Raw genomic sequence first — 24,804 nt, 5'->3', positions numbered from 1 at the left:
ATCGAGAAGTTTTGAGGGTTTTATTACCTGATGAAAGAGGGATTCTTCCTACGAGTCCAGAGTGTGATAAATGTTATAAGACTCAATTGGATGATATCGAGGAGAGTTGATAAAAAAGAGCTTGAAACTATTCAAGCTCTTTTTTTATCACTATTTATGTCCTAAAATATGCTCAATCTCATGCAAACTTAATTTACTTGCCTTAGCAATCGTTTCAAGTGGTATACCAAGATCATACATATTCTTAATCATTTGAAATTGCCCCTGTTGGACTCCCTCTTTTCGACCTTTTTCAATGCCCTGTTGAATGCCTTTTTCAATACCCTTTTCAAGCCCTTTTTTAATTCCTTGTTCCATTCCTCTTTTAATTCCTTCTGTCTCTGCATGGGCGAATTTTGCTGCTTCATCCATTAAAACTTTCTCCCTTGCGTCATAGGCTTGTCGGAAAGAAGAATCCTGACTCATACGTTCCCATTTATTTATTGCTTTTTGTAAAATAGGGTCTTGGTTCATAGCAATATCCTCCAATAGTTTAGTTAAGTGCTCATCCTCATTTGCTGAAAGCAATAAAAGCCAACGAACAAATGGATCTTTCCACGGATTTACTTTTTCTTCATGCCATTGTTCAGTTAACTTTGGAATTTCTATAATGCGGATTTCTATGTCTTCACTCAGGATTTTTTTTTGTTGTGTATTCCATAATATGCTCGTTGTATGGAAGGCTGGGTGTTCCGAAAACATTACGAAGTTTAGTAAGTTTATGGTGATGGTTTTGTGAAGTGCACTGTAGGGCATCCCTTTTTGTAGTTGAGATGTGTATAGTCTTCCCCAATAATATAAACTGCGTTTAACCATATCGTGATTATTATTGAGTTGTATTTCTACATTGACTTTTGTTCCTGTGTCTAATGTCGCTGAAATGTCTAAAATAGATAACTTATCCTCTTCATATTCCCTGTGTAAATGTGGATCTTCTAGTTGTAGAGAAGCAATGGGCGACTCTAAAGACTCTTGTAACATAGCATTTAAAAATGCAATTAGAATATCTTCGCTACCATTCGTACCAAACAATTGTTTAAATGCAAAATCAATGCGTAAATTAACTAACTGTTGGTTGAACAAAGTTTGTCCTCTCCCTTATATGAAGGTGCTTCTTTCCTTCATTGTACATAAAAAGAACTAGAGTATGCAAACAAGCCATTCTTCTATTTTATTAGAGGTTGTTTAGAGCTTCCTATCATTGATTACCACGAAAATTTCATATGGACTGTGTGGGTATCACTTAGTAAAGAAAGTTATGATGAAGTATTAGAAAAGTGGGATGAGAGAGGCCGAGAAAATAGTGATCCTTATTTTGGTTGGTTATCTGTAGAAATACCAGTTTATCCAGAAACATTAAATTTAAAAACAAATGTACATATAAGAGAAGTTGGAACGGCACCGTATGTTGAATTAGAGCCAACCGAGCATCCTTTAGCAATCGAACAAAGAAATGGAATTACTTTAGAGAGAGTTAAAGAAATACAAGAAATGATTCAAAGACATAGCTAGATTAGAAGAGAAAAAACGAGTGCTAGCACTCGTTTTTTTCTTTACACAACCGCAGGATTATAAATCATCGTAAAGTGTCCTGGTAATAATTCAATGTGACAAGGTGTATGAAGCGAACTTTCTCCATCTGTATCTACTTCTTTTTCTTCTTTCGTTTCAATATGAATGGATTTTGCTTTTACGTGGAAGATGTCATTTTCATTTGAATCCTCGAATAGTTTCTTTCCGATGTAATCTTTAAATGCTTGAATACCTGTTGATTTGACTACGAAAATATCAAGTGTTCCGTCATCACATTTTACGTTCGGAATAAAGGATGGAATACCACCAAGATATTCACCATTTCCAACCATGACAAGGACAGCTTCGTCTTCATATACTTGTCCGTCATAAGTAATTTTTACTGGGAATGTTTCAGCATTTTTTACAGTTCGAATTGTGCTTAAATAGTAACCGATTTTACCAAGCTTTGCTTTTTCATCTGCATCGATATTGTTTGATACTTCAGATACGAGACCAATCCCCCAGAAGTTTAAGAAATGTTGTCCATTTGCTTTTGCAACGTCAACTGGTTTTATATGTTCTTTTGTAATAAGTTTTGCCGCTTCTGCAATGTTTTGCGGAACGCCAAGTGTGCGAGAGAAGTCGTTGCAAGTTCCGCCTGGAATGATTGCAAGTGTAGGTCTAGTTTCAAGAGGTGCTAAGCCATTTGTGCATTCAAATACAGTGCCGTCACCACCAAAGACGATAATTAAATCTACTTTACTAGCAAACTCTTGGCAATATTTTGTTGCATCACCTTGCTTTTTCGTATGAAGGATATGTAAGTCAGGAAAAGCTGCGGCAAGAGATGGTACGATTTTCGTTAAATTTGTATGTAAGTCACCTTGTCCAGCTTTCGGATTTACGATGAGGAGTACTTTTTCAAATTTTGTCTTTGTCATTTTTTTCTCTCCCTTTGTCTTTTACGAATTGTGATAGAAAATAAACTTCCACCAGTAATTGATGAAAGTTTATTTTATTATATTATTCCGTTACAACTGAAGCGATAAATGGTAAGTTACGATATTTTTCTGCACAGTCGATACCGTAGCCAACGATAAATTCGTCTGGAATTTGGAAGCCAACATATTCAGCTTTTAAGTCCACTTTACGACGCTCAGGTTTATCAAGTAGCGTACAGAATTTTAACGCTTTTGGTTTATGCATAAAGAAGTGATCTTTTAAGAAGTGAAGTGTTAAACCAGAATCGATAATGTCTTCTACGACAATTACGTTTTTGCCAGTAATGTTTACGTCGATATCTTTTAGTAGTTTCACTTTTCCTGTTGTTTCTGTTTGATTTCCGTAGCTAGATGCAGAAATAAAGTCAATTGTTACATCATTTTTGATGTGACGAATTAAATCAGCAGCAAATACGAATGAACCTTTTAATACTGCGATAACTACGATTTCTTCTCCTTCAAAGTCACGTTCGATTTGAAGTGCTAATTCTTTAACTTTTGCTTGTAATTGTTCTTCAGAAATTAAAGTGTCTTTTATTTCAATATTCATTGTAATCCTCCTACAGTGTAAAACTTGCGAACATTTCGACTGTAAAGGATAGAATAGAAAAAGTCAAAGGAGATAGTAATTTTTTACAAAGATAACGACAAAATCATCTGATGATATGATATACTAAGTATATTAAGAAAACGCTTCCATAAAGGGTGAATATGATGAAGAAGAAACAGTACACAAGTGTAACATTTATAAAAGCATTACTTTTAACAATTGTTCTTGGCCTGTTGGCTTACGTAATTGATGTACCTGCGATTCGTATTTCATTAATTGGAATGACTTTAGTGTTAGGAGCAATTTCGCACGGTATGATGTCGCAGCTAAAAGAAGCTGGACTTGATGATATGAGAGATCATATAGATAAAAAGTAAGAAACCTTCATTATATAGAGTGAAGGTTTTTTTGTTTCTTACAAAAATGTAAGGTAGTTGTAAGGCAAATCGATAGTTGCATAATAGCATTTTGGATAAACTATGGGTGTAAGGTAAAAGGCAAGCATATTTTAGGTAAATTAAGTTTTAGGCACTCTATATGTGAAAAAGGAGTAGGAGGGCATGGAGAAACGTTGGACGACCTTTTCTTTTTTAGCGACTAGTAACACCGTAATGCTAGATGGAAAAATGGATTTTTTGCACTTGTTTGATCGTGAAGATGATCATTCTTCTTCTAAATTTACAATGAAATGGAATAAATGGAGCGAGAGTTGTAGGTTTGAAGAAGAGGCCCCTAACGAAGAGCAAAAGATTATTTTAACAAACCCTATTAAAGCGTGGGTTGTTCAACGTCGTAAGTGTAACGTCAAAAATCACTTCAAGAAAACTGAGCCGAGACAATTAGTTATCGCTCCAGCCCGTTCTACTTCCAAATCACGCGAAAGTAACATGTAAATAATTGAGACACACACCCGAAAAAAACATCGTACATATTGCGATGTTTTTTTCTTTTTCTACAATGAAATCTTTAAATGAAATATATTTCATCTGCATCTTATATTTATATCTCTTGCTTATTCTAGTAATACATCCGGTGCGAGTTGATGTGAATAAAATATAAGGAGAGAATGAAAATGAAAAAGAGACTATTACCAATTTGTGCAATGGCACTTTTAACAGTAGGATATTCTTCAGTAGCGAGTGCAGATACTGGAACAGTAACAAAGGAAGAAGCGCAAGTGCAACAAGATAAAGCTAAAAAAGAAGAAGCAATTAAGGAACAGCAAAAGAGTGATGAGGAGAAAAAGCAAGCAGCGCAAGTACAAGAAAAAAGTGATATGGCTAAAAAAGAGGAAGCAATAAAAGCTGAGAAAAAAAGTGAAGAAGAGAAAAAGAGAATAGCGCAAGAACAGTTAAAAAACGATATGGCAAAAAAAGAAGCAGCGATAAAAGCCGAGCAAAAGAATGAAGTAGCTAAAAAAGAAGTAGCAAAGCCAGTTGTACAAGGTGAAAAATTACCAAATACAGCATCAAATAATGTAGCAATGATGGGATTAAGTGCATGTCTTGTAGCGGTAGGTACATTATTTGGTTTGAATCGTCGCAATAAGATTAAAGCGTAAATAAAATATTTTCCTATAAAGAATGGGATAATTTCATATATTAAAAATGGTAGGTTACTCCTACCATTTTTGGCATGGAGGAATGAAGAATGAAGTTACTCAATTATATCGGTATCATATTGATGGCTATAGGGCTATTCATGGGATCCTATTATGCTGTGGAATGGTATAAAGGAAGAAGCTCTGCCGGGCAATTAACTGCAGAAGAAATAAAGAGTCTTAAAAATATACAAGATACTCAACTTTCTCGTGAAACACCTGTAACTTCTCAAGTGCCTTCTTCTCAAACAGAACATAAAGAAGGAGAAAAGGTAGCGATGTTAAACATACCAAAAATAAAGAAGAAGTTTTCTATATATTGGGGAGCGGATGATACGACTTTGAAAAAAGGAGTGGGTATGTTCGTTAGTGATTTAACGACAACTCCATCTGGAGGGGGACATACTGTACTAAGTGGACATCGAGATACTGTATTTACAGATTTAGGAGAGTTGAAAGAAAAGGATACCCTTGTTTTAGAGTATGATAATAAAACGTACACATATGAAATTCAAAAGACATGGATTACTCATGCGGATGATCGTACTGTTATTATAAAAAAAGAAGAACCGATATTAACACTGACAACTTGTTACCCATTTAATTATATAGGGAATGCACCAGATAGATATATTATCGAGGCGAAGTTAACTGGCAGTTATTCAAAGTGAAATTATAGTTTCTGAAAGCGGGAGGGGGATATATAAATTATGTCAAAAAATATTTTAATTGTTGAAGATGAAGACATATTACGTGAAATATTAAAAGATTATTTTTTAAGTGAGCAATATGTAGTGTTTGAAGCGAGGGACGGGAAAGAGGCTTTAGTTGTATTTGAAGAAGAAGAGGTTGATTTAGTTATTTTAGATATTATGTTGCCAGAACTCGATGGATGGTCTGTTTGCCGAAGAATTCGAAAGACGTCCGAGGTGCCTATTATTATGCTGACGGCGCGCGTAGATGAAGACGATACGTTACTTGGTTTTGAACTTGGGGCAGATGACTATGTGACGAAGCCGTATAGTCCGCCAATTTTATTAGCAAGAGCGAAAAGGTTATTAGAAAGCAGAAAAGTGACAAAGCAACTTTTAGAGAATGAAGATGATACATTATCAATCCACGGTATTCACGTTCATTTTCCGTCTCGCACTGTTACGGTAGATAGAACCGATATTAATTTAACGCATACAGAATTTGAAATATTAGCGTATTTCATGAAAAATCAAGGAATTGTTTTAACGCGAGAGCAACTCATTTCAAGAATTTGGGGATATGAATTTGCTGGCGATGATCGAACGGTGAATAGCCATATTCGTAATTTAAGAAATAAATTAGGAGAGAAAGCAAAGTATATTACAACTGTAGTACGAACTGGTTATAAATTTGAGGGGAATATATGAGAAAAGGGATTGTTCTAAAATTATTTACTCTTACAACAGCATTATGCATGTTAATTTTAGCGACGATATTTATTGGACAAACGATATTTTTTAAACAATATTATGCGAATCGAAAAGTGGAAGATATTAAAGTGAATTTAAATTCCTTTGAGAAGAACTATTTAAATCATGCAGGAAATGCAGAAGAAATTCAGAAACTAGAGCAAGACTTTTTAAGAGAAAATAATACGTGGATTACGACATTAGATAAGAACGGGAATTTAAAACATGCAGATGATTTTTATTTTGAGGTAACGATAGATCGTAGGCAACAAAAGAGCTTTGGACAACAAATATTTAAAATTCCTTTAGGCAATCTCGTCAATATAGAGGAGATTGATAATAAATTATCGGAGCATTTTTTAGGGCAAGAAATTTATTTTTCTGGATTGAGAAAAGAAGATAGTTTTATTCCATTCTCTTTTTCTTTATCTAAGCAGAATTTAAGCGGATCTAATAAACCGTTAGAAAAAGCATTTAATGAGAAAATGAGTAAATTAAATGAGGAGAAAAAGAAAGCAGCTGTGGAACAAGTTGGTAAGGAAAAGAAGCCGGCTGTTCGGGAGCAAGCTGCTCAAGAACCAGATGTTTACATAGGAGGGCGTGTTACGAAAGTACAGTTTCCAGATGTAAAAGGCCCCGTAAATCCAATTTATAAAAACACTTTATTTTTGGATAGTATAAAAGAATTTCAAACGGATGTGTTACTAAAAGAGAGTAATCAAATAGAGTATTCAACAAAGACAATGGACTACGAAAAGAATGATATAAAATATAAATTATTAATGAAACCAATAAAAGAAAAAGACGGATCGGTAACATATATTTATGCGATGGCTTCTTTACAGCCGGTAGATGAAGCTGTACAAATGGTGCAAGATTATTATATCTATATCATTGCATTTGTAGTCGTTCTTATTTTTTTAGCTTCGTTCTATTACTCAAAACAAATTGCAAAGCCATTATTGAAAATAAATGATACAACAAAGAAAATAGCGCATTTAGACTTCACAGAAAAAATACCGATTACTTCGAAAGATGAAATTGGAGATTTATCGAAAAATATTAATGTGCTATCAAATAAACTCCATTCGCATATTGGACAGTTAGAAGAAGATATTGAAAAGGAAAGAAAGTTAGAAAAGACGCGAAAAGAATTCATTTCTGGTGTTTCACATGAATTAAAAACACCGCTAAGTATTATGAAAAGCTGTATTTCTATTTTAAAAGACGGGGTAGCTGAACATAAAAAAGAGTATTATTTTCAGGCAATGGAGAGAGAAGTAGACAAAATGGATACGTTAATTTTGGATATGCTTGAGTTAGCTAAATTTGAATCTGGTACATATAAAATGAAAAAAGATTCGTTTTATATTGATACAGTAATTGAAGGTATATGTGAACATCTATCTGTGGAAATAGAGAAAAAAGAACTTCATATTCATAAAAATATAAGTTCATTTGAAGTGATTGCAAATCAAGGCCGGATTGAACAAGTCATCGTGAACTTCATTACGAATGCTATACGATATACACCAAATAAAGAGGATATTATTATTTCTACAATAGATGAGAAGAATCGTATAAAAGTGTGCATTGAAAATAAAGGTACTCATATTGAAGAAGAGCAATTAGATAAAATTTGGGATCGTTTTTATCGCGTGGATACAGCTCGTCAGCGTTCACAAGGTGGGACGGGGCTTGGGCTTGCTATTTCAAAGAATATTTTAGAACTACATGATGCTGAATATGGGGCAGAAAATACAGAAGATGGTGTATTATTTTATTTCTATTTACCGAAAAAAGCGTAGACAATATGATCTATGCTTTTTTAATTTATTTTCATATTATCTTTACCTAATCTTTATTTTTAATCAGTATAATTTGTTTAGAAAATGAGGTTATGTAAGGAGTCGATGAACCGTGCATAGCAATTGGCTAAGTATAATGGTATTTATTTTCTTTTGCGCATTTATTGTATTTTTAATTGATATTACGATATGAAAAAAGAGCGCTCATTAAGCGCCCTTTTTTTGTGTATTCATTTGATAAGCACTGATGCTCTTGAATAATCGTGGTGAAGTGATAAATAAAAATATAAGTAAAACGGTACATAAAATAAAAGAACCAAGCATTGTACTTCCATTTACGATTAATGAATATAACACAGCTGATTGACCTTTCGGCGCATATTGTCCCCAGAAAATAATGCCGGCAATAAAGTGGCAGAAATAGCGAGCAAAGCTACCGATAAATGTAGCAAGGATAATATAAGCAAGGACTTTCTTACCCTGATTTTGTTTTGATGAAGGTTTGTCTTTACGGTTACCTAAATTTGATTGTTCTAAGCTATTTTCATTGGATGTTAAAAGTGCTTTTTGAATTGGACGATAGAATAAGCCAGCAAATCCGATAAAAGCAAAGGCAATGAAGTACTCAATGAATGCTTGAACAGGTGTTAAAATATAAGCATCTCCCACGACAATTTGTAATAGTCCCCAAACTAAACCGCCTAAGAAAGCTGATTTAAAGCCCCAGCGGTAAGCAATAATAAAAATAGGAATCATAGCGAATGAGATAGAACCGCCTGTTGGAAGTTTAAGTGATAATGGTAAAATATCGATAATCATGGCGAAGGCTGCAAGAATAGCAGATTCGATCATCGCTTGTAAATTGGTGTTACGCATGTTGTCTCCCCCTAAATCCAAGTTGTACAAAAAAGAATAGATATCATAGGAGGATACGAAATACGTAAATAAAAATGAGGTATGTATTTCGGACGTTTGCACAATCCCTGCGTTAGCATTAACTAACAGGTTCGAAGGGTCGGAACGAAGTGTTCCCTCTCAGCGGCATGGCTCCCCCAGTGATAACGAAATTCTTTATTTGTTATTGTTTATTGTAAGCGAAATGGATGAGAATGGCAAACGAATACAGTATGACAATAATTGAAATAGAATTGTAGCGAAATGTTAATAAATATGAAGCAAAAGGGTATAGTACAAGAGAAATTGGGTGTGGTATAATTTTTTTGAAAATAATTATCATTCTCTTCTGAGGGGGAAGGTTATGAGCTTAGTAGATATTAAAATTGGAGAGAAAGTGTTAGTAAAAAGTATTCAGTCTTTAGATCAGCTATTAAAGCGTAGACTAGCTGCTTTCGGTCTTGCTGAAGGAAGCGAACTTCGCCTGAAACAGAAAGCGATGTTCAAAGGTCCTTGTACATTGGAGTGTCGTGGACAGTTAATTAGTATTCGTCATTGTGACGCGAAAATGATAAAGGTGGAATTAGCGTGAATAAGGTAGCTTTGCTAGGGAATCCGAATACAGGGAAGACATCATTATTTAATGCACTTACTGGTTCTTATGAATACGTAGGAAACTGGAGCGGTGTAACAGTAGAAAAGAAGATTGGTAAATTAAAAGATAGACAAGGAACATTAATTGATTTGCCAGGTGTGTATGATTTAAATCCAGTTTCACGTGATGAAGGTGTTGTAACAAACTTTCTATTAACAGAAGAATTTAATCATATGTTAAATATCGTAGATTCCTCGCAGTTTGAAAGAAATATGCATTTAACGTTGCAGTTAATTGAATTTGGTAAGCCAGTCTCAATTGGTTTAAACATGGTTGATGTGGCGAAGCAAAGAGGAATTGTCATTGATGTAAAACGATTATCAGAGCTATTAGGTGTAACAGTCGTTCCTGTTGTTGCAAGAAGTGGAAAAGGCTGTGAAGAACTGCTTACGACTCTTAAAGAAAATGACAAAAAAGAGAAAAAGCCATTCCTTATTTCATATGGTGTACAAATGGATGAAGGAATTGGAGAAGTAATTGCTCTTTTAGAGACAGCGAATTACGAGCATCCGAGATGGTTAGCACTTCAATTTTTAAGCAATAACGAAGTAGTAGAAAAAGAAATGAAAGCATTACCAATTTATAAGGAACTCATAGCCATTCGATCTCGCTTAGAAGGAAGACTTGATTGTACGTTAGAAGAGCACATTTACAAAACTCGTGAAGCGTATATTGAAAAGTTAAAAACAAATGTTATGAAGCATGAGAAAGAAGGGAAAATTCCTTTTTCAGAAAAAATTGATAGATTAATTACACATAAAATTTTAGGACTTCCAATCTTTTTAGCAGTTATGTTTTTTATTTTTCAGGTTACGTTTACGTGGATTGGTACACCTTTATCGGATATGTTAGATGAGTTTTTTGGTGGCCAGCTTACGGATTGGGTGACGGCTGGACTTACAAGTATTGGAGCTTCTGATTTTATTCAAGCACTAGTTACAGAAGGTATTATTGCCGGTGTTGGTGCTGTATTAGTATTCGTACCACAAATCTTTGCACTATTCTTTTTTATTTCATTATTAGAAGACTCAGGGTATATGGCGCGAATTGCAGTTGTTATGGATAGAATTATGGAGTTTTTCGGCTTAAACGGAAAAGCTTTTATTCCGATGATTATCGGTTTTGGATGTAACGTTCCAGGTATCATGGCTGCGAGAACGATTGAACAGGAAAAAGAACGTTTACTTACCATTTTAGTAACACCATTTATGTCTTGTTCAGCACGATTACCTGTATATGCATTATTTGCGGGCGTATTTTTCCCGCATAGTCAGGCGACTGTTGTATTTTCTTTATATGTTGCAGGGATTGTTCTTGCGTTATTAGTTACAAAAATTATGTCTCTTACAATTTTGAAAGCGGAAAAGTCTATTTTCGTAATTGAATTACCGCCTTACCGTGTGCCACAAGCAAAAACATTATGGCTAAGCACGTGGGAGAAAGGAAAGGGATTTGTTCGTAAAGCTGGTACATTCATCTTTGGTGGTTCGGTTGTTATTTGGTTATTAAACTATGCAGGTCCATCAGGATTCGGCGTTGATATGGGAGATAGCTACTTAGCGATGATTGGTGGATTTATCGCACCATTATTTGCACCGCTCGGCTTCGGAACGTGGCAAGCTGCAGCATCCCTTTTAACAGGATTTTTAGCGAAGGAAGTTGTCGTTTCTACAATGGCAATTATTTATGCAGTTAAAGAAGATGTGCTTGGAAATGTAATGGGAGCACATTATACAGCATTATCAGCTTATGCATTTATGTTCTTTATTTTATTATATGTTCCGTGTTTAGCGACGGTAGCTGTTATTAAACGTGAAACAGGATCAGCGAAGTGGACGATTTTCTCAGTCGTTTATCCACTCGTAGTTGCTTATGTATTAACGCTCATTATATACCAAGTTGGATCCTTACTCGGATTCTAGAAGGAGATGTATTGTGATGATGGTCAATATTATAATTGGAGCTATCATTTTTGGTTATGCAGCATATACGTTAGTTAATTTTGTAAAGAGAAGTAAAAAAGGAAAATGCGCGGCATGTTCTTTAAATAAGTCATGTCAGTCGCAAACTTGTAGCCCGGATATGGAGCAAATTGCTCATAATAAATAGAAAAAAGCTTTGCGAATTTCGCAAAGCTTTTTTGTTTTACTTTTTAATTTTTACAAGTTGAGAAGCTTCTACGCCTTTGTAACCAGGGAATTCTTTACTTGGGTCTTTATCAAATTTTAATACACCTACAGATTTTTCATCACCTTTTACATTGCTGTAAGTTGCGTCATCGACAATCGCATACATATCTGTATATGCACGACCACTTCCGATAATTGTGTTGCCTTCATATTTTAATTTTGCCCCATCAAGTGCAGCATTTTCTACTTTTTCTTTTGCAAATAATACACCTTGTTCTGTTGTTACAGCTGGTAATTTATCAAGTGGTTTCGTGTTGTCTTTTTCATCAACTTTGTTAAGTAACTCTTTTTTCACTAGTTCTTCACCAGTTTTCTTATCCATTACAAGAACTTTTTTACCATCTAATGTTGTCATTTTCATTTTATAGAAGTCTTTTTCTTTCACTTCTTTTTTGTTTTTATCTGTAATTTGCTGAACTTGTTCTTCTGATCCGTACAGTACAAAGCCGTTCGCTTTCTCTCCTAATAAAGAACAACCTGATAATGCTCCAAGTGAAATTGCTGCTGCTAATCCGATTCCTACTAATTTTTTCATGATGATTTCTCCTTTTATATGTTTTATAGTAAATACAATTTTTGTATTAGTGCTTACATGTGAAGAAGCTTGTTTGTTGCTTCTGGTATTAGTGTATAAGAAATATCGGAATGCAACTATCGAGTTAGCTTACAGTAACATTACACTTATGTAATTTAGTGAAATTGCACAAAAGTAAGTTAATTTCAAAGAGGGATAATGAGAATATATTAGAAATACAATATTGTATATAGAATGTCATATTATAATGGATGTATTTTGGAAATAACATGTAAGGACATATTAGTTTTGTTATAATAAACACATAGGCTGTAAAATGAATATTCTTTACTGTAAAGGGAGATTTTTCAGTTTTCCAAGTAGTGAATTTGAAATATGAGGTATATCATAGGAGGAATTTAGATGTCTGTATTTAAACGATTAAGAGATTTAACAATGTCAAATGTGTATTCGTTAATTGAAAAAGCGGAAGATCCAGTTAAGATGACTGATCAATATTTACGCGATATGCAAGCCGATGTACAAGAGGCTGAGAAAAGTGTAGCAGCTCAAATCGCACTTGAGAAGAAATTCAAAATATTATTTGAAGAGCAAGAAGCACTTGTGAAAAAACGTGAAGAGCAGGCTCATACGGCTGTTCAAGCTAATAACTTAGATCTTGCGCGTCGTGCATTAGAAGAAAAACAAAATGCAGAGCAAAAAATGAATGAGTATAAAGCAAGCTACGAGCAAAATAAAGCTGCTGCTGATAACCTGCGCCTAAAGCTAGAAGAAATGCGTAAGCAATTAAATGAGCTGAAAAATAAACGTGAAACACTTGTAGCGCGTGTAAATGCGGCGAAAGCACAAAAGAATATTAATCAGGCGATGTCTGGATTTGATTCAAACTCAGCAAAAGCTGGTTTAAGCCGTATGGAAGAGAAAGCCCTTCAATTAGAGGCTGAAGCGGAAGCAAGCGGTGAAGTTTATAAGAAAGAAAAATCATTAGATGATGAATTCGCAAGCTTAAACAAAAATTCTGCTGTTGACGATGAATTAGCTCGTATTATGAAGCAGTATGAGAAATAATATAGAATAAAGACAAATGAACCGACATGTCTAAATATATTCATGTCGGTTTTCTATTATATTTTAGAGGAGGTTTTGCAATGACATGGATGAATGTAGTTGCCATGCTTGTATGGACTGGAGCGAGTGCAGTACTTTTATTTGCAATTATGTGGGTTGATTCAATTTTTACAAAATACAATGATTTAAAAGAAATCAAAAATGGAAATACAGCTGTAACAACTCGTTTTATTATGAAATTATTTGCACAAGGGTACATTTTATCTCAATCGATAACGAAAGCAAATGATTTATGGCAAGCACTTCTTGCATCAGCAGTTTCTTTCGTTATTTTATTAGTGGTAGAAATGTTTATCGAATTCGTATTAAAGAAAATGTCTGGTCTTGATTTAGAAGAAGGTACGAAAGAAGGTAGCGTTGCACATGCGATGTTAGCCGGATCATTACATATTGTTGGTGCACTAATTTTAGGTGCTTGTTTATAAAGAGAAAAGGAGGGGTAGATCATGAGTTTATTTAAACGAATTAAAAATATAATGAAAAGCCCAGAGCCACCGAAGCCGGAAAAGAGTCTTTTAACGTTAGCTCCTGGCGATATGATTGAAGTTTCATTAGTTATGTATGAATTAATTGGGAAAACGAGTATGCATTCGCGTAAGGAAATTGTTTTGACATTGCAAGATGGAAAAGATATTCGTTATTTAAAAATTGAAGACCGAGAAAATACGTATTACAAATTATATACTCCAATTGATGGTCGCTTAGATTCAATTGATGAAATTCCGACGACAATTGAAATGGATGATACCGAGTATCATATGGAAGAACAATATAACGGACGTGTTGTTGTGATGGGAAAAACTCCATTCTCAGCTTCAGAAGAACAGTATATATGGGAATTCCAATCAGATAATCGGAAATTATTGCGTATTGAATGGCAAAATGGTCGCACAATGATGTATGAGGGAGAAGCAATCATTCCTGCTGATGTACAAATTATAAGAGCAACGTAAGGGGGCGTAATCATGTCAAACCGATTGTTTACCATGATTAAATCGTTTGTGATCCCTATACTTGCTATCGTTATATTACTTGTTGTTGCTGGTTATGCCTTATCAGGTTGTCAAGGCGGGCAGACAAAGTCGATTCAAGACCGTTATCCACTTGAATCTGTTGCCAAGGAAGGTAAACAAGAATCTTACGTGTATAGGGCCGCCAATCGGTCAGTTCCTGAAGTCGCAAAGGAACTCATTAATGAAAGAGAACCGCAGCAAGCATCTAAAGAAGACGAAAATCAAATGTTCCTCGTTTATTCTGATAAGATTTATAACCTGCAAAAGGATAAAGAGAAACCATCTGATACGTTAATTGAAATAAGTAATAAAGAATTTGTCCGTCAAAATTACCAACCGTCCTTCTTGCAAGGATATATTATGGGTAGCATATTAAACGATATATTCGGTTCACGAAAATCATCATACGGTGATTATCGAGGATATAACGATAGACAAAATCATAAACCAGTTATTCCAGAGAGACCACCTACAAAAGAAGAAAAGAAAACCCCACCTCCAATTACGAAGGAAGGGAAAGGGTCTATCATTAAGCGAGGCGATAATGTAGATTCGAAACCATCAGTAGGTGATAAGGGAAGTATTACTGAAAAAGGAAGTAATACGACGCCCCCACCTTCTACTGGAAGCAAGGGTAAAATTACAAAAACACCAGGCGGTTCAAGCGGATCAGATGTGAAGCCAAAATCATCTATTAAAACGCCGCCAAGGAATACATCTCCTCCGAAAACGAGGGTCGGTGGTTCAGGAAAAATTACGAAGAGAAGATAGTGTAGAGACCGAAAAGTGGAATTTGCTTTTTGGTCTTTTTTTGTTATGGGAATTAATTCCTCTCATGTGGTACGATTTAGGCATAAGGGAGGAAGTAAAAATATATCAGCGATTATTGAAATATATCGACTTACCGACAAAAACTGACAACGATAGCAACTTAATAATAAAAAGAGGGTGTGCCAAAATTTTGGCACACCCTCTTTTTCATAACGATTAATGAATATCACGTTTCTTAAAGTTACCGCCTTTTACTTCTGCTACGTCATAAACTGTAATAAAGGCGTGTGGATCGATTTCATTAATAAGTTCTTTCATTTTACTTTCTTCTAAACGGTTAATTACACATGAAATTTCTTTAAACTTCTCTCTTGAATAACCACCGTATACTTCGTTATATGTTGCACTTCGGCCTAAACGATCGCGAATTGTTTCTACCATTAATTCAGGCTCTTTTGTAATAATTTTAAATGCTTTTGAACCACTTAAACCAACTTCAACGATATGAATCACTTTCGAAGCGATAAAGTAAGCAATTGCCGAAAGGATAGCTCCTTGCAGGCCGAATACCGTTGATACGAAAATAAATACGAACATGTTTAAGAATAAAATAAGGTCACTCGTTCCAAATGGTAACTTACGAGAAAGCAATACAGCAAGCATATCGATTCCATCTAATGCCCCACCGTTACGTAATGCTAGTCCCATACCAAAACCGATGATAATACCACCAACAACTGTAACTAATAATGTATCGCCTTCAATAATAGCTGGTATTCCGTGCATGACAACGGTACCTACTGCTAATGAAGCAATTCCGATAATAGAATAAATCGCAAAGCTTTTACCGATTTGCTTATACCCTAACCAAACGAAAGGAATGTTAATAACTGCGATTAGAGCTCCTAATGGCAATCCAAATAATCTTGAACTAACGATACTTAAACCAGTTACACCACCGTCTGATACGTTATTTGGAATTAATACTGCTTCTAATCCGTACGCTGTGATAAATGCCCCAATAATAATCATCAAAGCTTTTGAAGCAATTCTTAGCTTATTGGGCTTGTTTTTGATAATTTTCTCCATGTAATTTCCTCGTTTCAAACTAGTTTCTTATTTGTTACGTAATTCACACCTAAATTTTATTTTAACATTTAATTTGAAAAAATTCTCCTTTAATGGATGTATGCAGGGAATATTATCACCATATTATCTTTAAAATATTTTTGAAATCAGTATAAGAAATCCCATCCTTTCAAAGGATGGGATGCTATTAAGAAAATATAAAACTAAGTACTGATACGAATAAAGCGAAACCTAAAATAGTTCCACATATTTTCATATGGCGCTTGCGTCCCATTACGACAATCGCAACATATTCACGGATCATTGCGTTAGGCCAGTAATAAAATGCAGTTTTTGATCCAATACCTTGGCTATTAAGACCGGCTTGTCTTGCATATATACCAGCACGGAAAAGGTGGAAATTATTCGTTGTAAAAATACTTTTATATTTACCTTCTGGTTTTAAAGAATCCATAATTTCTTTAGAGAACAGCATATTTTGATATGTGTTTACAGAGCGATTTTCCTGGACTGTATGTTCAAGAGGAATTCCTTTTTCAACAGCGTAACTTTGCATCGCTTCCGCTTCTGGAAGACCTTCATCTGGACCTTGTCCACCAGAAAAAATAATTGTTGGTGGTGTATTAACAGCGGCTTGTTTCCAATAGAAGTCAATCGCTTTATTAATGCGGCTTGCAAGTAAAGGTGGTACTTTATCATTAATTAAGCCGCTACCAAGAACGATGATGAAATCTTGATTACGTCTTGGTCTGTTGAATTGGTATAAAAAATATGCACTTAAGAAGTTAGATAAGTGTATAAAGAAATATATGCTTATAAGAGAAATAGCTGCAAAAATAGGCTCTAAATGCGATGAAACCAAACTTGCTGGATTTATAATAGGGAGTAACATAAAGAATAACATCCCTAAAGCAGCAAGGAGTGTTAAACAGTTAGTGAACCGTCGTCCTTCTCGCTTCATTAAAATTCTAGCATTAAGAAATAGCCCAAACATTAAAGCAACAATACCGAAAGGAAGCATAATGAGAAGTGCTAAAAAAGGTAAAAATATAATGTAGCGTAGGACATCACTATCTGAGTTCAATGATACAATCACACAAAAAAGAAGGAAAAAACAGATAAAGGCATTAAATAAAAAGCCGTTTATTATTTTTCGCGGATCTTTTAAATATGAGATAAGAAAAATAATAAATAATATAAGAGGAATAATTCCGAAATACATCATAAATATAGTACACCTCAACTTGTATAAGAATTTGACATACCTTTTATATTACATGATTTTATAAGTGAAAATGAAAGAAAAAGGATTTTGAATTTTCTCAATAAAATATATAGATACGTATGTTACAATATATTCAAAGCGATATATTAAAAGTAAAATGGTTGAAAAGGCACTTAGTAGAGTGCTTTTTCTTTTTGTATGCAATTGTGCATATTATATTTTTTTTCAAATGAAGAGGATTACAATATAAGTTGTAGACAGACTTTATAAAGCAGAATTTCATACAAACATTTCCCTCTACTTTTTGTATCTAACAATCGTATAACAATAAATAATTCTGTTTTATAGTGTCTGTTTTTGAAAGGTGTCTTTTTTGAAGGCACCTTTTTTTATTAGTATAGATAGTTTACACTGTTAGCATAGTGTAAACTATCTATACTAAACATTAGCAATCTTCCGTATAAACATTATCAATTTACTATATATTCCAGTGGTGTTAACCTACATATGAAAGGCTTTCTTTTTCAAAATATTACCCCTAATAAAATTTTGAAGAAGTCAACTGTCTCCAAACTTGTCTTTATGCTTAAAGAAAAAGCACTCAAATTGAGTGCTTTTTCTTATTGAAACATGCTATTTTTCTAGGCGATTTTCATAAAATAAAAGTAAAGAAATGAAAGTGGGTGACAAAATGCCGGCAGTTGTGGAAGGTGTTATTATTGAAAACTGCAATGGAACAATTAATGTAGGTGACAAATATAACGTACAGCCGATTGAAAAGACGAAGGCTTATAATGGATCGGGATCATCAAATACAGGAATGAAAGTACAAACGTTTAGCGGGATTAGTACAGCTGATGTATGGGATAATGATGCGAATGATCAGGGGATACAGTTTACTTTATAGTACAGTATGTAAAATTGCATAAAATGATGAAGTTGCCCTATGATACAATCTAGCTGTGAGCTGTTAATGATTCTTCTGTAGTATAGTTGTTAGATTAGGAATATAACATCTTATCGAAAATCATACGTATAAAAAAGACACTTCAAATGAAGTGTCTTTTTTTACCTTAGTGATACCCTTTAGCAGAGTCTTTATGAATTTTATTTTTAAATATACTGTAGCTCCAAAGCTGATATCCAATAACGATTGGTACCATGACCATTGCAACGAAGAACATAATTTTTAAGTTTAATTGACTACCAGCTGCGTTGTATAACGTTGTACTGTATGCATCGTTAATACGAGATGGTAACATTCTTGGGAACATACCTGCAAAGCCAGTTGTCATAAACATTGCGATTGTTAGGCAAACGAATGTGAATGCAAGGCCAATTTTATGTTTGTACACCATAATTAGTGCGAGTACACTCATTAGCATTGCAAGTACTGGAAGAATGAATAGTACCGGATATTCCGTAAAGTTTTGGAATAAGTTTGTTCGATTAGCAGTCGCTACATAGAAAATAGCTAAAATGATAGCAGCTGCCATTGAAAACGGTCTTGCGATTTTATAAGCACGGTCGGATACTTCACCAGTCGTTTTAATCATGACCCAAAGGGCACCGGATACGACAAATATAGCAGTGAAGAAAAGACCACCTAATATACCGTAATGGTTTAGTAAGCTAAGTAAATTTCCTTCATAGCCATTTTTTCCGATTTGTAGTCCGTAATACAAGTTAGCAAATGTAACACCGAATAAAAAGGCGATTAAGAAACTGCCAATTGCAAATGCCCATTTACAAGTTTTTTGCCAAATTGGTGAATCATCTTTATGCATGAATTCCAGTCCAGCGGCACGAGCAAATAGTGCAAGTAATACTAAGAATAACGGTGTATATAAATAACTAAACATATTAGCATATGTGACTGGGAAGGCAGCAAATGTTGCGCCACCAGCTGTAATTAACCATACTTCATTACCGCCCCAGAACGGGCCAATTGCTTCTTGTAATTGATTTCGTTCTTGTCGATCTTTCGTAACGAAAGGAAAAATCATTCCGTTACCAAGTGCATACCCGTCAAGAATGAAGTAAACTGTCCAAATCACGCCCCATAAACCGAACCAGATGATTGCAAGCATATCATGAGACATGAGCCACACCTCCCTCAGTAGCAGGTTCTTCTAATGCGGCAGGTCCTTTTTTCGCGAACTTCAGCATTAAGTATACGTCTGCGATTAAAAGTAAAGTGTAGAATAAAATTAAACTAATTAATGAGAACCAAATTTGTGGAACAGATATAGGCGATACAGATTCTGCTGTACGCATTAGTTTATATACTGTCCATGGTTGGCGACCTACTTCAGCGACAATCCATCCTGCGTTAATCGCAATATAAGGAAGTAAGACAGACCATATTGTAATTTTTAAATAACGTTTTGAGTTTTCTAGTTTTCCTTTTCGGTTTAAATAGAAGCCATACCAAGTTAATGCCATAAAGAACATACCGAGTGCAACCATTAAGCGGAAGCTATAATACACGAGGTTAACATTTGGACGTTCATCTTTCGGAATATCCTTTAAACCAACAATTTCGCCATCAAATGAGTTTGTATAGAAGAAGCTTCCGAGTTTTGGAATCGTAAGGAATTCAAAGTTCTTCTCATTTTTTACATCAGGAATTTGAACAATTGAGAAGCCTTGTCCTTTTCCAGTTTCCCAAACTGCTTCCATCGCAGCTCCTTTTGCGGGTTGATATTTAGCTGCTGATACACCAGATTGATGTCCCATAAACGGTGTAATTGTTGCGGCGAATAAGCCTAACATTAAGCCGAACTTAAATGATTTTTTGAAGAATTCAACTTCATTTTTACGTAATAAGTGATAGGCACTAATTGCCATAACGAAGAAAGCACCAACAATATAACAACCAACTACAGTATGGAAGAACATATTCCAAGCGTATGGATTCGTAACGAGTGCCCAGAAATCATTTAATTCAGCGCGGCCGTTACGTACTACGTAGCCAACAGGGTTTTGCATAAAGCCGTTTGCTGTAATAATCCAAAGGGCGGAAATATTTGTTCCAAGTGCAACCATCCACATGCAGAAGGCACGGAACTTTGGTGAAATTTTGTCTTTACCGAATAACCATATTCCCATGAAAGTAGATTCTAAGAAGAAGGCAACAAGTGCTTCGATTGCGAGAGGTGATCCGAAAATGTCTCCCATATATTTGGAGTACTCAGACCAGTTTGTTCCAAATTGGAATTCCATTGTAATCCCGGTTATAATCCCCATTACGAAGTTAATTGTAAATAATTTACCCCAGAAATTTGCCATTTTGCGGTATGTTGGATTCAATGTGCGGGCGTATTGAGTTTCCATACATGCCACCAAAATAACAAGTCCGATTGTCAAAGGTACAAATAAAAAGTGATAAAAAATAGTAATTGCAAATTGAAAACGACTCAGTAACAGAACGTCGGACATAATAAATATTCACTCCTTTTTTACATTATCTACAATCAGTTTATAGTGAAAATACGTTTAAAGTATGTGAAACTTGTTACAAAGCTGTGTGTATATTTTGAAAGAATTATGTCGATTATCTGAAAATATCTTGTTTTTACTATAAAGCGATATCCTTTTTGAGTTTTTCATATTTTGGTACACTATTTATGTAGTGTAAACGAGAGAAAAGAGGGTCCTTTACTATGAAGTCATTAGAAGAGATTTTGCAGTACAATGAGAAATTTGTTGAAGAGAAAAAATACGAAGAGTATGAAACAGGAAAATTCCCGAATAAAAAAATGGTAATTATCTCTTGTATGGATACTCGTCTTGTTGAATTATTACCAAAAGCAATGAATATGCGTAACGGTGATGTGAAAATTATTAAGGTAGCAGGAGCTGTTATCTCACATCCATTCGGAAGTATTATGCGTAGTATTTTAGTTGCTGTATATGAACTTGGTGCTGATGAAGTTTGTGTAGTTGGTCACCACGATTGCGGTATGGCAAAAATTCAGGCAAGCAGTACAATTGAGAAGATGAAAGAGCGCGGTATAACAAATGAGAAATTAGATACACTCCGTTATTCTGGAATCGATTTAGAAAGATTCCTACAAGGGTTCTCTAGTGTAGAAGAAAGTGTAGAACATAGCGTATCGATACTTCGCAACCATCCGTTACTTCCAGAAGAAGTACCTGTTCACGGTCTTGTTATCGATCCTGAAACAGGAAAATTAGATTTAGTTGTGAATGGTTACGACAATTAAGAATTTACTTTGTCATCCTTTTTATCTGGGACAGGATCAAATCCTCCCGGGTGGAAAGGGTGACATTTTAATATACGCTTACAAGTAAGCCAAAAACCTTTGAGTGCACCATGTTTTTGAAACGCCTCTAATCCGTAATGAGAACAAGTCGGATAAAAACGGCATGTTGGTGGTGTCATCGGAGAAATGAATTTTTGATAAAAGCGTATAATCCCAATAAAAATCTGTTTCATAACGGTCTCCTTTTCAGCATATTCTTAAAGTATTATAGCACGACTGTACATAATACTTTACTAATGTGCATTTCCGTTATATCATATTGGATATAACGGAATTAAATTAAAAGCGGGAGAGATGTTGTATGCCATCAGTAGAAAGCTTTGAATTAGATCATACGATTGTAAAGGCACCTTATGTAAGACATTGCGGAGTTCACAATGTAGGTAGTGACGGTATTGTAAATAAATTTGATATTCGTTTCTGCCAACCGAATAAACAAGCAATGAAACCAGATGTTATTCATACGTTAGAGCATTTATTAGCATTTAATTTACGTAAATATATTGATCGTTATCCGCATTTTGATATTATCGATATTTCACCGATGGGCTGCCAAACAGGATATTATCTTGTAGTAAGCGGAACACCGACAGTACGAGAAATCATTGATTTATTAGAACTAACATTAAAAGATGCGGTTCAAATTACAGAAATTCCAGCTGCAAATGAAACACAATGTGGTCAAGCGAAGCTTCACGACTTAGAAGGAGCACAACGCTTAATGAACTTCTGGTTAAGCCAAGATAAAGATGAACTTGAGAAAGTGTTTGGATAAAAAGGAAAACTGCCTGTGAAAGGGCAGTTTTTTTATTGTACTAAGAGCGAACATACTCTTCTTTTTTATGAAAATATATTAGATACTCCAACATATAAAACAAAGGCAGAACCGAGAAAATAAACAAATGCTTTTGCTTTTTCCCGTTTCTTCATTTCATCAATTCCAAAAAGGATAAACATAATACTTAAAAGGATAAACACGTAAGGTAAAAGAATAGTGAAGTTTGCAAAGAAGCTAAATAGGGCGAGAGAAAGAGCGATAGTGGCGATTATGATTTGAATGTTTTTTAACATGGAATCCCCCTTAAGTAGAAAGAAATAGTTACTGAGAGAAAATAATTATAAATGCTAAATTGATCGAAATTTTATTCTACATGTAGCGAAAGAGTTTGATATTAAAAAGAAGAATATGAGACTAGAAACGAAAAAATACGGGATACTCATTAATTCCTAGAAGAATAAAGGAACAACTGAGAATAAATTGTACGTATGGGAGAAGTGAAAAATTATCGGTAAAATGGACATAAGTGCTTAGAGTGAGTAAGAGAAGCATGAAAAATGCTAAAAAAATCCGTAATATAGTTAGAGTTAGCATCGTATAGCCCCCTTTAGACCATTTACTAGAATATTTCTGTGAAACCAATAAATAAAGCAGCGGCTCCTGCTAGTAGAGCGAGCACACTACCTCCTGTTTGCTGTTTTCCTCTAAACTTATGGTGAGGGCCATACCTCCTAAAAAGATGAACATATAAGGGATTATTTCTCTATTACCAGTAAAAAATCCATAGATTGCTATAGATAAGGCAATAAGTGATAAAGTAATCCGTCCCCATTTTAGCATAAAAGACCTCCTCTATTTTATGTAGGTAATAATGAGAACAATCCAAATGAAAGCACCGGCAATAATACAAATAAGTCCAGTTGCTGATTCCCTTTTCTTTATTTGTTCAAATGCGATGAGAAACATTAAAGCCCCTAATAGAAATTGTGAAAGAGGTAAAGAATTATTTTGACCTGTATATAATCCAATTGCCGACATAACGATCACAGTGAGTGCTACTATGATGCGAAGTATACGAAGCATATTAGGAATTCTCCTTATTCTTTTTTGTATAAGGATTGTCTTCTAGTTTATCGACGGAATGTTTATAAGCATAGCCTTTATTAATTGTCATGACGGAGAGTACGAGGATGATTAGGACGATGATAATACCGATAATTAATATTTTGAACATAAAATCCCTCCTTTTCTTTATTTTACATAATTTTGTAATTGATGAAAACAATAGAAAATAAAAGGATGAAAGAAGGGTGTTACATGGAGACGAAAAAAACATATTATATATCAATAGGAAACGGTCAAATTTCACAAGTGAAGACGGCGGATACGTATAATTTTGAGATTTCCGCAAATGATGAGGAAATTACGGAATTAAGAGAGCACTTTGATCAAGCATATGTAGAAGATTTAGGGTCATTTGTACGCTCCCACGTTCCATTTGTTGAGTATCATCACGATTCAAATAATGACCGATATGATGAACAACTACAAAAAGCATATAAAATGATTTACGATTTAGGAAATCATGAGACGAAAGAATTAGTCGCACAAATGGGAATAATCAATGGATTGTAATTGGATAATATTATGCAGAAAAGCGAGAATATGCTACAATTTGTGGTAGGAAAAACTTGTAACCATCAATAGGGGAGTAATGGCATGTACAAATTTAAAGATTATTACCACAACACTGTACAATTATCGTTTGAACGTTATCCATTTTCTCCTGAGCCAAAGCATGTTTGGGTTGTATGCCGGTACGGGGATCAATGGTTATTAACGCATCATTTACGTCGCGGTCTTGAATTTCCAGGTGGTAAAGTAGAACTAGGGGAAACACCGGAAGAAGCGGCAGTTCGAGAGGTTCATGAAGAAACCGGCGGCATAGTTTCTGATTTAACTTACTTAGGACAATACAAAGTATCTGGAAAAGACAAAATAATCATTAAAAACATTTATTTTGCAACAATTAGTGCGGTAGAAGAACATACGCATTACGAAGAAACGAAAGGGTCTGTTTTATTAAAAGACATTCCTGACAACATTAAAACGAATAGAAAATTTAGCTTTATAATGCGCGATGACGTATTAGCGCGTACGATGAAACATATAGAAGAAATCGGCTGTTTTACGAAGTAAAGTAGCCGGTTTCTTTTTTTGTATGTAAGAATAAATGTAAACATATCTTTACATTATTTTGGGGATATTATACAATTTTGTAAA

Annotated in this window: 31 protein-coding genes, 2 pseudogenes and 1 riboswitch; of the genes and pseudogenes, 19 read left to right on the top strand and 14 right to left on the bottom strand. The window is 34.6% G+C overall.

Annotation, left to right across the window (positions count from 1 at the left end):
• Positions 1-150 precede the first annotated feature (150 nt).
• Positions 151-1,122: an Rpn family recombination-promoting nuclease/putative transposase gene (locus ACTFN4_RS06520; RefSeq protein ID WP_430530686.1), complete on the bottom strand. Its 972-nt coding sequence runs from the start codon at positions 1,120-1,122 to the stop codon at positions 151-153.
• An 84-nt stretch (positions 1,123-1,206) separates the two neighbouring features.
• Here ACTFN4_RS06520 and ACTFN4_RS06515 point away from each other — a divergent pair.
• Positions 1,207-1,551, top strand: a pseudogene (locus tag ACTFN4_RS06515) (DUF2199 domain-containing protein); the annotation flags it as partial.
• 41 nt (positions 1,552-1,592) lie between these two features.
• Here ACTFN4_RS06515 and ACTFN4_RS06510 read toward each other — a convergent pair.
• Positions 1,593-2,495, bottom strand: a complete 903-nt coding sequence (locus ACTFN4_RS06510) for a diacylglycerol/lipid kinase family protein (RefSeq protein WP_439962152.1) — start codon at positions 2,493-2,495, stop codon at positions 1,593-1,595.
• An 82-nt stretch (positions 2,496-2,577) separates the two neighbouring features.
• Entirely contained in the window at positions 2,578-3,105 is a 528-nt protein-coding gene (gene hpt / locus ACTFN4_RS06505) for a hypoxanthine phosphoribosyltransferase (RefSeq protein WP_001019294.1), read from the bottom strand.
• A 161-nt stretch (positions 3,106-3,266) separates the two neighbouring features.
• Between hpt and ACTFN4_RS06500 the strand changes: the two genes are divergently transcribed.
• The 6 genes from ACTFN4_RS06500 to ACTFN4_RS06475 all read left to right on the top strand — a co-directional run bounded on the left by ACTFN4_RS06500 (position 3,267) and on the right by ACTFN4_RS06475 (position 7,955).
• Positions 3,267-3,482: a hypothetical protein gene (locus tag ACTFN4_RS06500; RefSeq protein WP_002001286.1), complete on the top strand. Its 216-nt coding sequence runs from the start codon at positions 3,267-3,269 to the stop codon at positions 3,480-3,482.
• 183 nt (positions 3,483-3,665) lie between these two features.
• Complete coding sequence (locus tag ACTFN4_RS06495) at positions 3,666-3,998, top strand: hypothetical protein (protein ID WP_000415613.1); 333 nt, start codon at positions 3,666-3,668, stop codon at positions 3,996-3,998.
• A 179-nt stretch (positions 3,999-4,177) separates the two neighbouring features.
• Positions 4,178-4,666, top strand: a complete 489-nt coding sequence (locus tag ACTFN4_RS06490; RefSeq protein WP_000746708.1) for an LPXTG cell wall anchor domain-containing protein — start codon at positions 4,178-4,180, stop codon at positions 4,664-4,666.
• Between the two features lie 89 nt (positions 4,667-4,755).
• Positions 4,756-5,376: a class D sortase gene (locus tag ACTFN4_RS06485; protein ID WP_000771595.1), complete on the top strand. Its 621-nt coding sequence runs from the start codon at positions 4,756-4,758 to the stop codon at positions 5,374-5,376.
• Between the two features lie 39 nt (positions 5,377-5,415).
• Complete coding sequence (locus ACTFN4_RS06480) at positions 5,416-6,105, top strand: response regulator transcription factor (protein ID WP_000041856.1); 690 nt, start codon at positions 5,416-5,418, stop codon at positions 6,103-6,105.
• Entirely contained in the window at positions 6,102-7,955 is a 1,854-nt protein-coding gene (locus ACTFN4_RS06475) for a sensor histidine kinase (protein WP_439962151.1), read from the top strand. The genes ACTFN4_RS06480 and ACTFN4_RS06475 overlap by 4 nt, the downstream gene beginning before the upstream one ends.
• Before the next feature lie 207 nt (positions 7,956-8,162).
• On the opposite strand, the gene thiT is transcribed toward ACTFN4_RS06475, so the two are convergent.
• On the bottom strand, positions 8,163-8,831 hold the full coding sequence (gene thiT, locus ACTFN4_RS06470; protein ID WP_001246588.1) for an energy-coupled thiamine transporter ThiT: 669 nt from the start codon (positions 8,829-8,831) through the stop codon (positions 8,163-8,165).
• A gap of 86 nt (positions 8,832-8,917) precedes the next feature.
• A riboswitch (TPP riboswitch) is annotated at positions 8,918-9,019 on the bottom strand.
• A gap of 194 nt (positions 9,020-9,213) precedes the next feature.
• On the opposite strand from thiT, the gene ACTFN4_RS06465 reads away from it, so the two are divergent.
• From ACTFN4_RS06465 to ACTFN4_RS06455, 3 genes are read left to right on the top strand one after another with little or no spacing between them, the layout of a single operon-like run.
• Complete coding sequence (locus ACTFN4_RS06465) at positions 9,214-9,441, top strand: FeoA family protein (protein ID WP_000060512.1); 228 nt, start codon at positions 9,214-9,216, stop codon at positions 9,439-9,441.
• On the top strand, positions 9,438-11,426 hold the full coding sequence (gene feoB, locus ACTFN4_RS06460) for a ferrous iron transport protein B (protein WP_439962150.1): 1,989 nt from the start codon (positions 9,438-9,440) through the stop codon (positions 11,424-11,426). The genes ACTFN4_RS06465 and feoB overlap by 4 nt, the downstream gene beginning before the upstream one ends.
• Positions 11,427-11,442: 16 nt before the next feature.
• Positions 11,443-11,613, top strand: a complete 171-nt coding sequence (locus ACTFN4_RS06455) for a FeoB-associated Cys-rich membrane protein (RefSeq protein ID WP_000989598.1) — start codon at positions 11,443-11,445, stop codon at positions 11,611-11,613.
• Between the two features lie 36 nt (positions 11,614-11,649).
• Here ACTFN4_RS06455 and ACTFN4_RS06450 read toward each other — a convergent pair whose 3' ends face one another.
• Positions 11,650-12,228 carry a lipoprotein BA_5634 family protein gene (locus ACTFN4_RS06450; protein WP_439962149.1) on the bottom strand — a complete coding sequence of 193 codons (579 nt, stop codon included), beginning with the start codon at positions 12,226-12,228 and terminating at the stop codon, positions 11,650-11,652.
• Between the two features lie 402 nt (positions 12,229-12,630).
• Between ACTFN4_RS06450 and ACTFN4_RS06445 the strand changes: the two genes are divergently transcribed.
• The 4 genes from ACTFN4_RS06445 (at position 12,631) to ACTFN4_RS06430 (ending at position 15,140) form a co-directional block, all read left to right on the top strand.
• Positions 12,631-13,296, top strand: coding sequence for a PspA/IM30 family protein (locus ACTFN4_RS06445; RefSeq protein WP_000110290.1), 666 nt, complete (start codon positions 12,631-12,633; stop codon positions 13,294-13,296).
• 80 nt (positions 13,297-13,376) lie between these two features.
• Positions 13,377-13,781 (top strand): DUF350 domain-containing protein, encoded by a 405-nt coding sequence (locus tag ACTFN4_RS06440; protein ID WP_000220087.1) that lies wholly within the window; start codon positions 13,377-13,379, stop codon positions 13,779-13,781.
• Between the two features lie 21 nt (positions 13,782-13,802).
• A complete protein-coding gene (locus ACTFN4_RS06435; RefSeq protein ID WP_000051745.1) occupies positions 13,803-14,309 on the top strand; it encodes a DUF4178 domain-containing protein in 507 nt (168 codons plus the stop codon).
• Positions 14,310-14,321: 12 nt separating this feature from the next.
• Entirely contained in the window at positions 14,322-15,140 is an 819-nt protein-coding gene (locus ACTFN4_RS06430) for a DUF4247 domain-containing protein (protein ID WP_000071199.1), read from the top strand.
• 216 nt (positions 15,141-15,356) lie between these two features.
• On the opposite strand, the gene ACTFN4_RS06425 is transcribed toward ACTFN4_RS06430, so the two are convergent.
• Together ACTFN4_RS06425 and ACTFN4_RS06420 are read right to left on the bottom strand one after the other, a co-directional pair.
• Positions 15,357-16,229, bottom strand: a complete 873-nt coding sequence (locus ACTFN4_RS06425) for a YitT family protein (protein WP_000411246.1) — start codon at positions 16,227-16,229, stop codon at positions 15,357-15,359.
• Positions 16,230-16,416: 187 nt separating this feature from the next.
• On the bottom strand, positions 16,417-17,454 hold the full coding sequence (locus ACTFN4_RS06420; RefSeq protein WP_000990094.1) for a YdcF family protein: 1,038 nt from the start codon (positions 17,452-17,454) through the stop codon (positions 16,417-16,419).
• A 673-nt stretch (positions 17,455-18,127) separates the two neighbouring features.
• Here ACTFN4_RS06420 and ACTFN4_RS06415 point away from each other — a divergent pair.
• Positions 18,128-18,361: a spore germination protein gene (locus ACTFN4_RS06415; protein ID WP_002001299.1), complete on the top strand. Its 234-nt coding sequence runs from the start codon at positions 18,128-18,130 to the stop codon at positions 18,359-18,361.
• Positions 18,362-18,527: 166 nt separating this feature from the next.
• On the opposite strand, the gene cydB is transcribed toward ACTFN4_RS06415, so the two are convergent.
• Together cydB and cydA are read right to left on the bottom strand one after the other, a co-directional pair.
• Entirely contained in the window at positions 18,528-19,556 is a 1,029-nt protein-coding gene (gene cydB, locus ACTFN4_RS06410; protein WP_000017662.1) for a cytochrome d ubiquinol oxidase subunit II, read from the bottom strand.
• Positions 19,546-20,895: a cytochrome ubiquinol oxidase subunit I gene (gene cydA / locus ACTFN4_RS06405; RefSeq protein WP_001286188.1), complete on the bottom strand. Its 1,350-nt coding sequence runs from the start codon at positions 20,893-20,895 to the stop codon at positions 19,546-19,548. Before cydA ends, cydB begins: the two co-directional genes overlap by 11 nt.
• 224 nt (positions 20,896-21,119) lie before the next feature.
• On the opposite strand from cydA, the gene ACTFN4_RS06400 reads away from it, so the two are divergent.
• On the top strand, positions 21,120-21,683 hold the full coding sequence (locus tag ACTFN4_RS06400; RefSeq protein WP_000838169.1) for a beta-class carbonic anhydrase: 564 nt from the start codon (positions 21,120-21,122) through the stop codon (positions 21,681-21,683).
• On the opposite strand, the gene yidD is transcribed toward ACTFN4_RS06400, so the two are convergent.
• Positions 21,680-21,916, bottom strand: a complete 237-nt coding sequence (yidD, locus tag ACTFN4_RS06395) for a membrane protein insertion efficiency factor YidD (RefSeq protein ID WP_000809334.1) — start codon at positions 21,914-21,916, stop codon at positions 21,680-21,682. The genes ACTFN4_RS06400 and yidD overlap by 4 nt on opposite strands.
• Positions 21,917-22,044: 128 nt before the next feature.
• Between yidD and luxS the strand changes: the two genes are divergently transcribed.
• Entirely contained in the window at positions 22,045-22,518 is a 474-nt protein-coding gene (gene luxS / locus ACTFN4_RS06390) for an S-ribosylhomocysteine lyase LuxS (protein ID WP_001141371.1), read from the top strand.
• A 65-nt stretch (positions 22,519-22,583) separates the two neighbouring features.
• Here luxS and ACTFN4_RS06385 read toward each other — a convergent pair whose 3' ends face one another.
• The 4 genes and pseudogenes from ACTFN4_RS06385 to ytzI all read right to left on the bottom strand — a co-directional run bounded on the left by ACTFN4_RS06385 (position 22,584) and on the right by ytzI (position 23,755).
• Complete coding sequence (locus tag ACTFN4_RS06385) at positions 22,584-22,814, bottom strand: YczI family protein (protein WP_000916668.1); 231 nt, start codon at positions 22,812-22,814, stop codon at positions 22,584-22,586.
• A gap of 326 nt (positions 22,815-23,140) precedes the next feature.
• A pseudogene (locus ACTFN4_RS06380) lies at positions 23,141-23,361 on the bottom strand (DUF3953 domain-containing protein).
• A gap of 12 nt (positions 23,362-23,373) precedes the next feature.
• Entirely contained in the window at positions 23,374-23,604 is a 231-nt protein-coding gene (locus ACTFN4_RS06375; RefSeq protein ID WP_000944458.1) for a DUF3953 domain-containing protein, read from the bottom strand.
• A 1-nt stretch (position 23,605) separates the two neighbouring features.
• The gene (gene ytzI, locus ACTFN4_RS06370) at positions 23,606-23,755 is read right to left on the bottom strand and encodes a YtzI protein (RefSeq protein ID WP_000472794.1); all 150 of its coding nucleotides are present in this window, start codon (positions 23,753-23,755) and stop codon (positions 23,606-23,608) included.
• Positions 23,756-23,838: 83 nt separating this feature from the next.
• Between ytzI and ACTFN4_RS06365 the strand changes: the two genes are divergently transcribed.
• Together ACTFN4_RS06365 and mutTA are read left to right on the top strand one after the other, a co-directional pair.
• The gene (locus ACTFN4_RS06365; RefSeq protein WP_000448409.1) at positions 23,839-24,156 is read left to right on the top strand and encodes a hypothetical protein; all 318 of its coding nucleotides are present in this window, start codon (positions 23,839-23,841) and stop codon (positions 24,154-24,156) included.
• 84 nt (positions 24,157-24,240) lie between these two features.
• Positions 24,241-24,720 carry an antimutator 8-oxo-(dGTP/GTP)ase gene (gene mutTA / locus ACTFN4_RS06360; RefSeq protein ID WP_000276385.1) on the top strand — a complete coding sequence of 160 codons (480 nt, stop codon included), beginning with the start codon at positions 24,241-24,243 and terminating at the stop codon, positions 24,718-24,720.
• Positions 24,721-24,804: the final 84 nt, after the last annotated feature.

Origin of the sequence: Bacillus cereus group sp. MYBK95-2, assembly GCF_051915225.1 — a bacterium.
GTDB classification, from domain to species: Bacteria; Bacillota; Bacilli; order Bacillales; family Bacillaceae_G; genus Bacillus_A; species Bacillus_A cereus.
This window is presented reverse-complemented; position numbering and strand designations above follow the sequence as displayed.

What these genes read in the sequence shown, in the direction of transcription:
- ACTFN4_RS06510 (WP_439962152.1), bottom strand. Translation starts at nt 2,495, where the DNA reads ATGACAAAGACAAAATTTGAAAAAGTACTCCTCATCGTAAATCCGAAA.
- hpt (WP_001019294.1), bottom strand. Translation starts at nt 3,105, where the DNA reads ATGAATATTGAAATAAAAGACACTTTAATTTCTGAAGAACAATTACAA.
- ACTFN4_RS06500 (WP_002001286.1), top strand. Translation starts at nt 3,267, where the DNA reads ATGATGAAGAAGAAACAGTACACAAGTGTAACATTTATAAAAGCATTA.
- ACTFN4_RS06495 (WP_000415613.1), top strand. Translation starts at nt 3,666, where the DNA reads ATGGAGAAACGTTGGACGACCTTTTCTTTTTTAGCGACTAGTAACACC.
- ACTFN4_RS06490 (WP_000746708.1), top strand. Translation starts at nt 4,178, where the DNA reads ATGAAAAAGAGACTATTACCAATTTGTGCAATGGCACTTTTAACAGTA.
- ACTFN4_RS06485 (WP_000771595.1), top strand. Translation starts at nt 4,756, where the DNA reads ATGAAGTTACTCAATTATATCGGTATCATATTGATGGCTATAGGGCTA.
- ACTFN4_RS06480 (WP_000041856.1), top strand. Translation starts at nt 5,416, where the DNA reads ATGTCAAAAAATATTTTAATTGTTGAAGATGAAGACATATTACGTGAA.
- ACTFN4_RS06475 (WP_439962151.1), top strand. Translation starts at nt 6,102, where the DNA reads ATGAGAAAAGGGATTGTTCTAAAATTATTTACTCTTACAACAGCATTA.
- thiT (WP_001246588.1), bottom strand. Translation starts at nt 8,831, where the DNA reads ATGCGTAACACCAATTTACAAGCGATGATCGAATCTGCTATTCTTGCA.
- ACTFN4_RS06465 (WP_000060512.1), top strand. Translation starts at nt 9,214, where the DNA reads ATGAGCTTAGTAGATATTAAAATTGGAGAGAAAGTGTTAGTAAAAAGT.
- ACTFN4_RS06455 (WP_000989598.1), top strand. Translation starts at nt 11,443, where the DNA reads ATGATGGTCAATATTATAATTGGAGCTATCATTTTTGGTTATGCAGCA.
- ACTFN4_RS06450 (WP_439962149.1), bottom strand. Translation starts at nt 12,228, where the DNA reads ATGAAAAAATTAGTAGGAATCGGATTAGCAGCAGCAATTTCACTTGGA.
- ACTFN4_RS06445 (WP_000110290.1), top strand. Translation starts at nt 12,631, where the DNA reads ATGTCTGTATTTAAACGATTAAGAGATTTAACAATGTCAAATGTGTAT.
- ACTFN4_RS06440 (WP_000220087.1), top strand. Translation starts at nt 13,377, where the DNA reads ATGACATGGATGAATGTAGTTGCCATGCTTGTATGGACTGGAGCGAGT.
- ACTFN4_RS06435 (WP_000051745.1), top strand. Translation starts at nt 13,803, where the DNA reads ATGAGTTTATTTAAACGAATTAAAAATATAATGAAAAGCCCAGAGCCA.
- ACTFN4_RS06430 (WP_000071199.1), top strand. Translation starts at nt 14,322, where the DNA reads ATGTCAAACCGATTGTTTACCATGATTAAATCGTTTGTGATCCCTATA.
- ACTFN4_RS06425 (WP_000411246.1), bottom strand. Translation starts at nt 16,229, where the DNA reads ATGGAGAAAATTATCAAAAACAAGCCCAATAAGCTAAGAATTGCTTCA.
- ACTFN4_RS06420 (WP_000990094.1), bottom strand. Translation starts at nt 17,454, where the DNA reads ATGATGTATTTCGGAATTATTCCTCTTATATTATTTATTATTTTTCTT.
- ACTFN4_RS06415 (WP_002001299.1), top strand. Translation starts at nt 18,128, where the DNA reads ATGAAAGTGGGTGACAAAATGCCGGCAGTTGTGGAAGGTGTTATTATT.
- cydB (WP_000017662.1), bottom strand. Translation starts at nt 19,556, where the DNA reads ATGTCTCATGATATGCTTGCAATCATCTGGTTCGGTTTATGGGGCGTG.
- cydA (WP_001286188.1), bottom strand. Translation starts at nt 20,895, where the DNA reads ATGTCCGACGTTCTGTTACTGAGTCGTTTTCAATTTGCAATTACTATT.
- ACTFN4_RS06400 (WP_000838169.1), top strand. Translation starts at nt 21,120, where the DNA reads ATGAAGTCATTAGAAGAGATTTTGCAGTACAATGAGAAATTTGTTGAA.
- yidD (WP_000809334.1), bottom strand. Translation starts at nt 21,916, where the DNA reads ATGAAACAGATTTTTATTGGGATTATACGCTTTTATCAAAAATTCATT.
- luxS (WP_001141371.1), top strand. Translation starts at nt 22,045, where the DNA reads ATGCCATCAGTAGAAAGCTTTGAATTAGATCATACGATTGTAAAGGCA.
- ACTFN4_RS06385 (WP_000916668.1), bottom strand. Translation starts at nt 22,814, where the DNA reads ATGTTAAAAAACATTCAAATCATAATCGCCACTATCGCTCTTTCTCTC.
- ACTFN4_RS06375 (WP_000944458.1), bottom strand. Translation starts at nt 23,604, where the DNA reads ATGCTTCGTATACTTCGCATCATAGTAGCACTCACTGTGATCGTTATG.
- ytzI (WP_000472794.1), bottom strand. Translation starts at nt 23,755, where the DNA reads ATGTTCAAAATATTAATTATCGGTATTATCATCGTCCTAATCATCCTC.
- ACTFN4_RS06365 (WP_000448409.1), top strand. Translation starts at nt 23,839, where the DNA reads ATGGAGACGAAAAAAACATATTATATATCAATAGGAAACGGTCAAATT.
- mutTA (WP_000276385.1), top strand. Translation starts at nt 24,241, where the DNA reads ATGTACAAATTTAAAGATTATTACCACAACACTGTACAATTATCGTTT.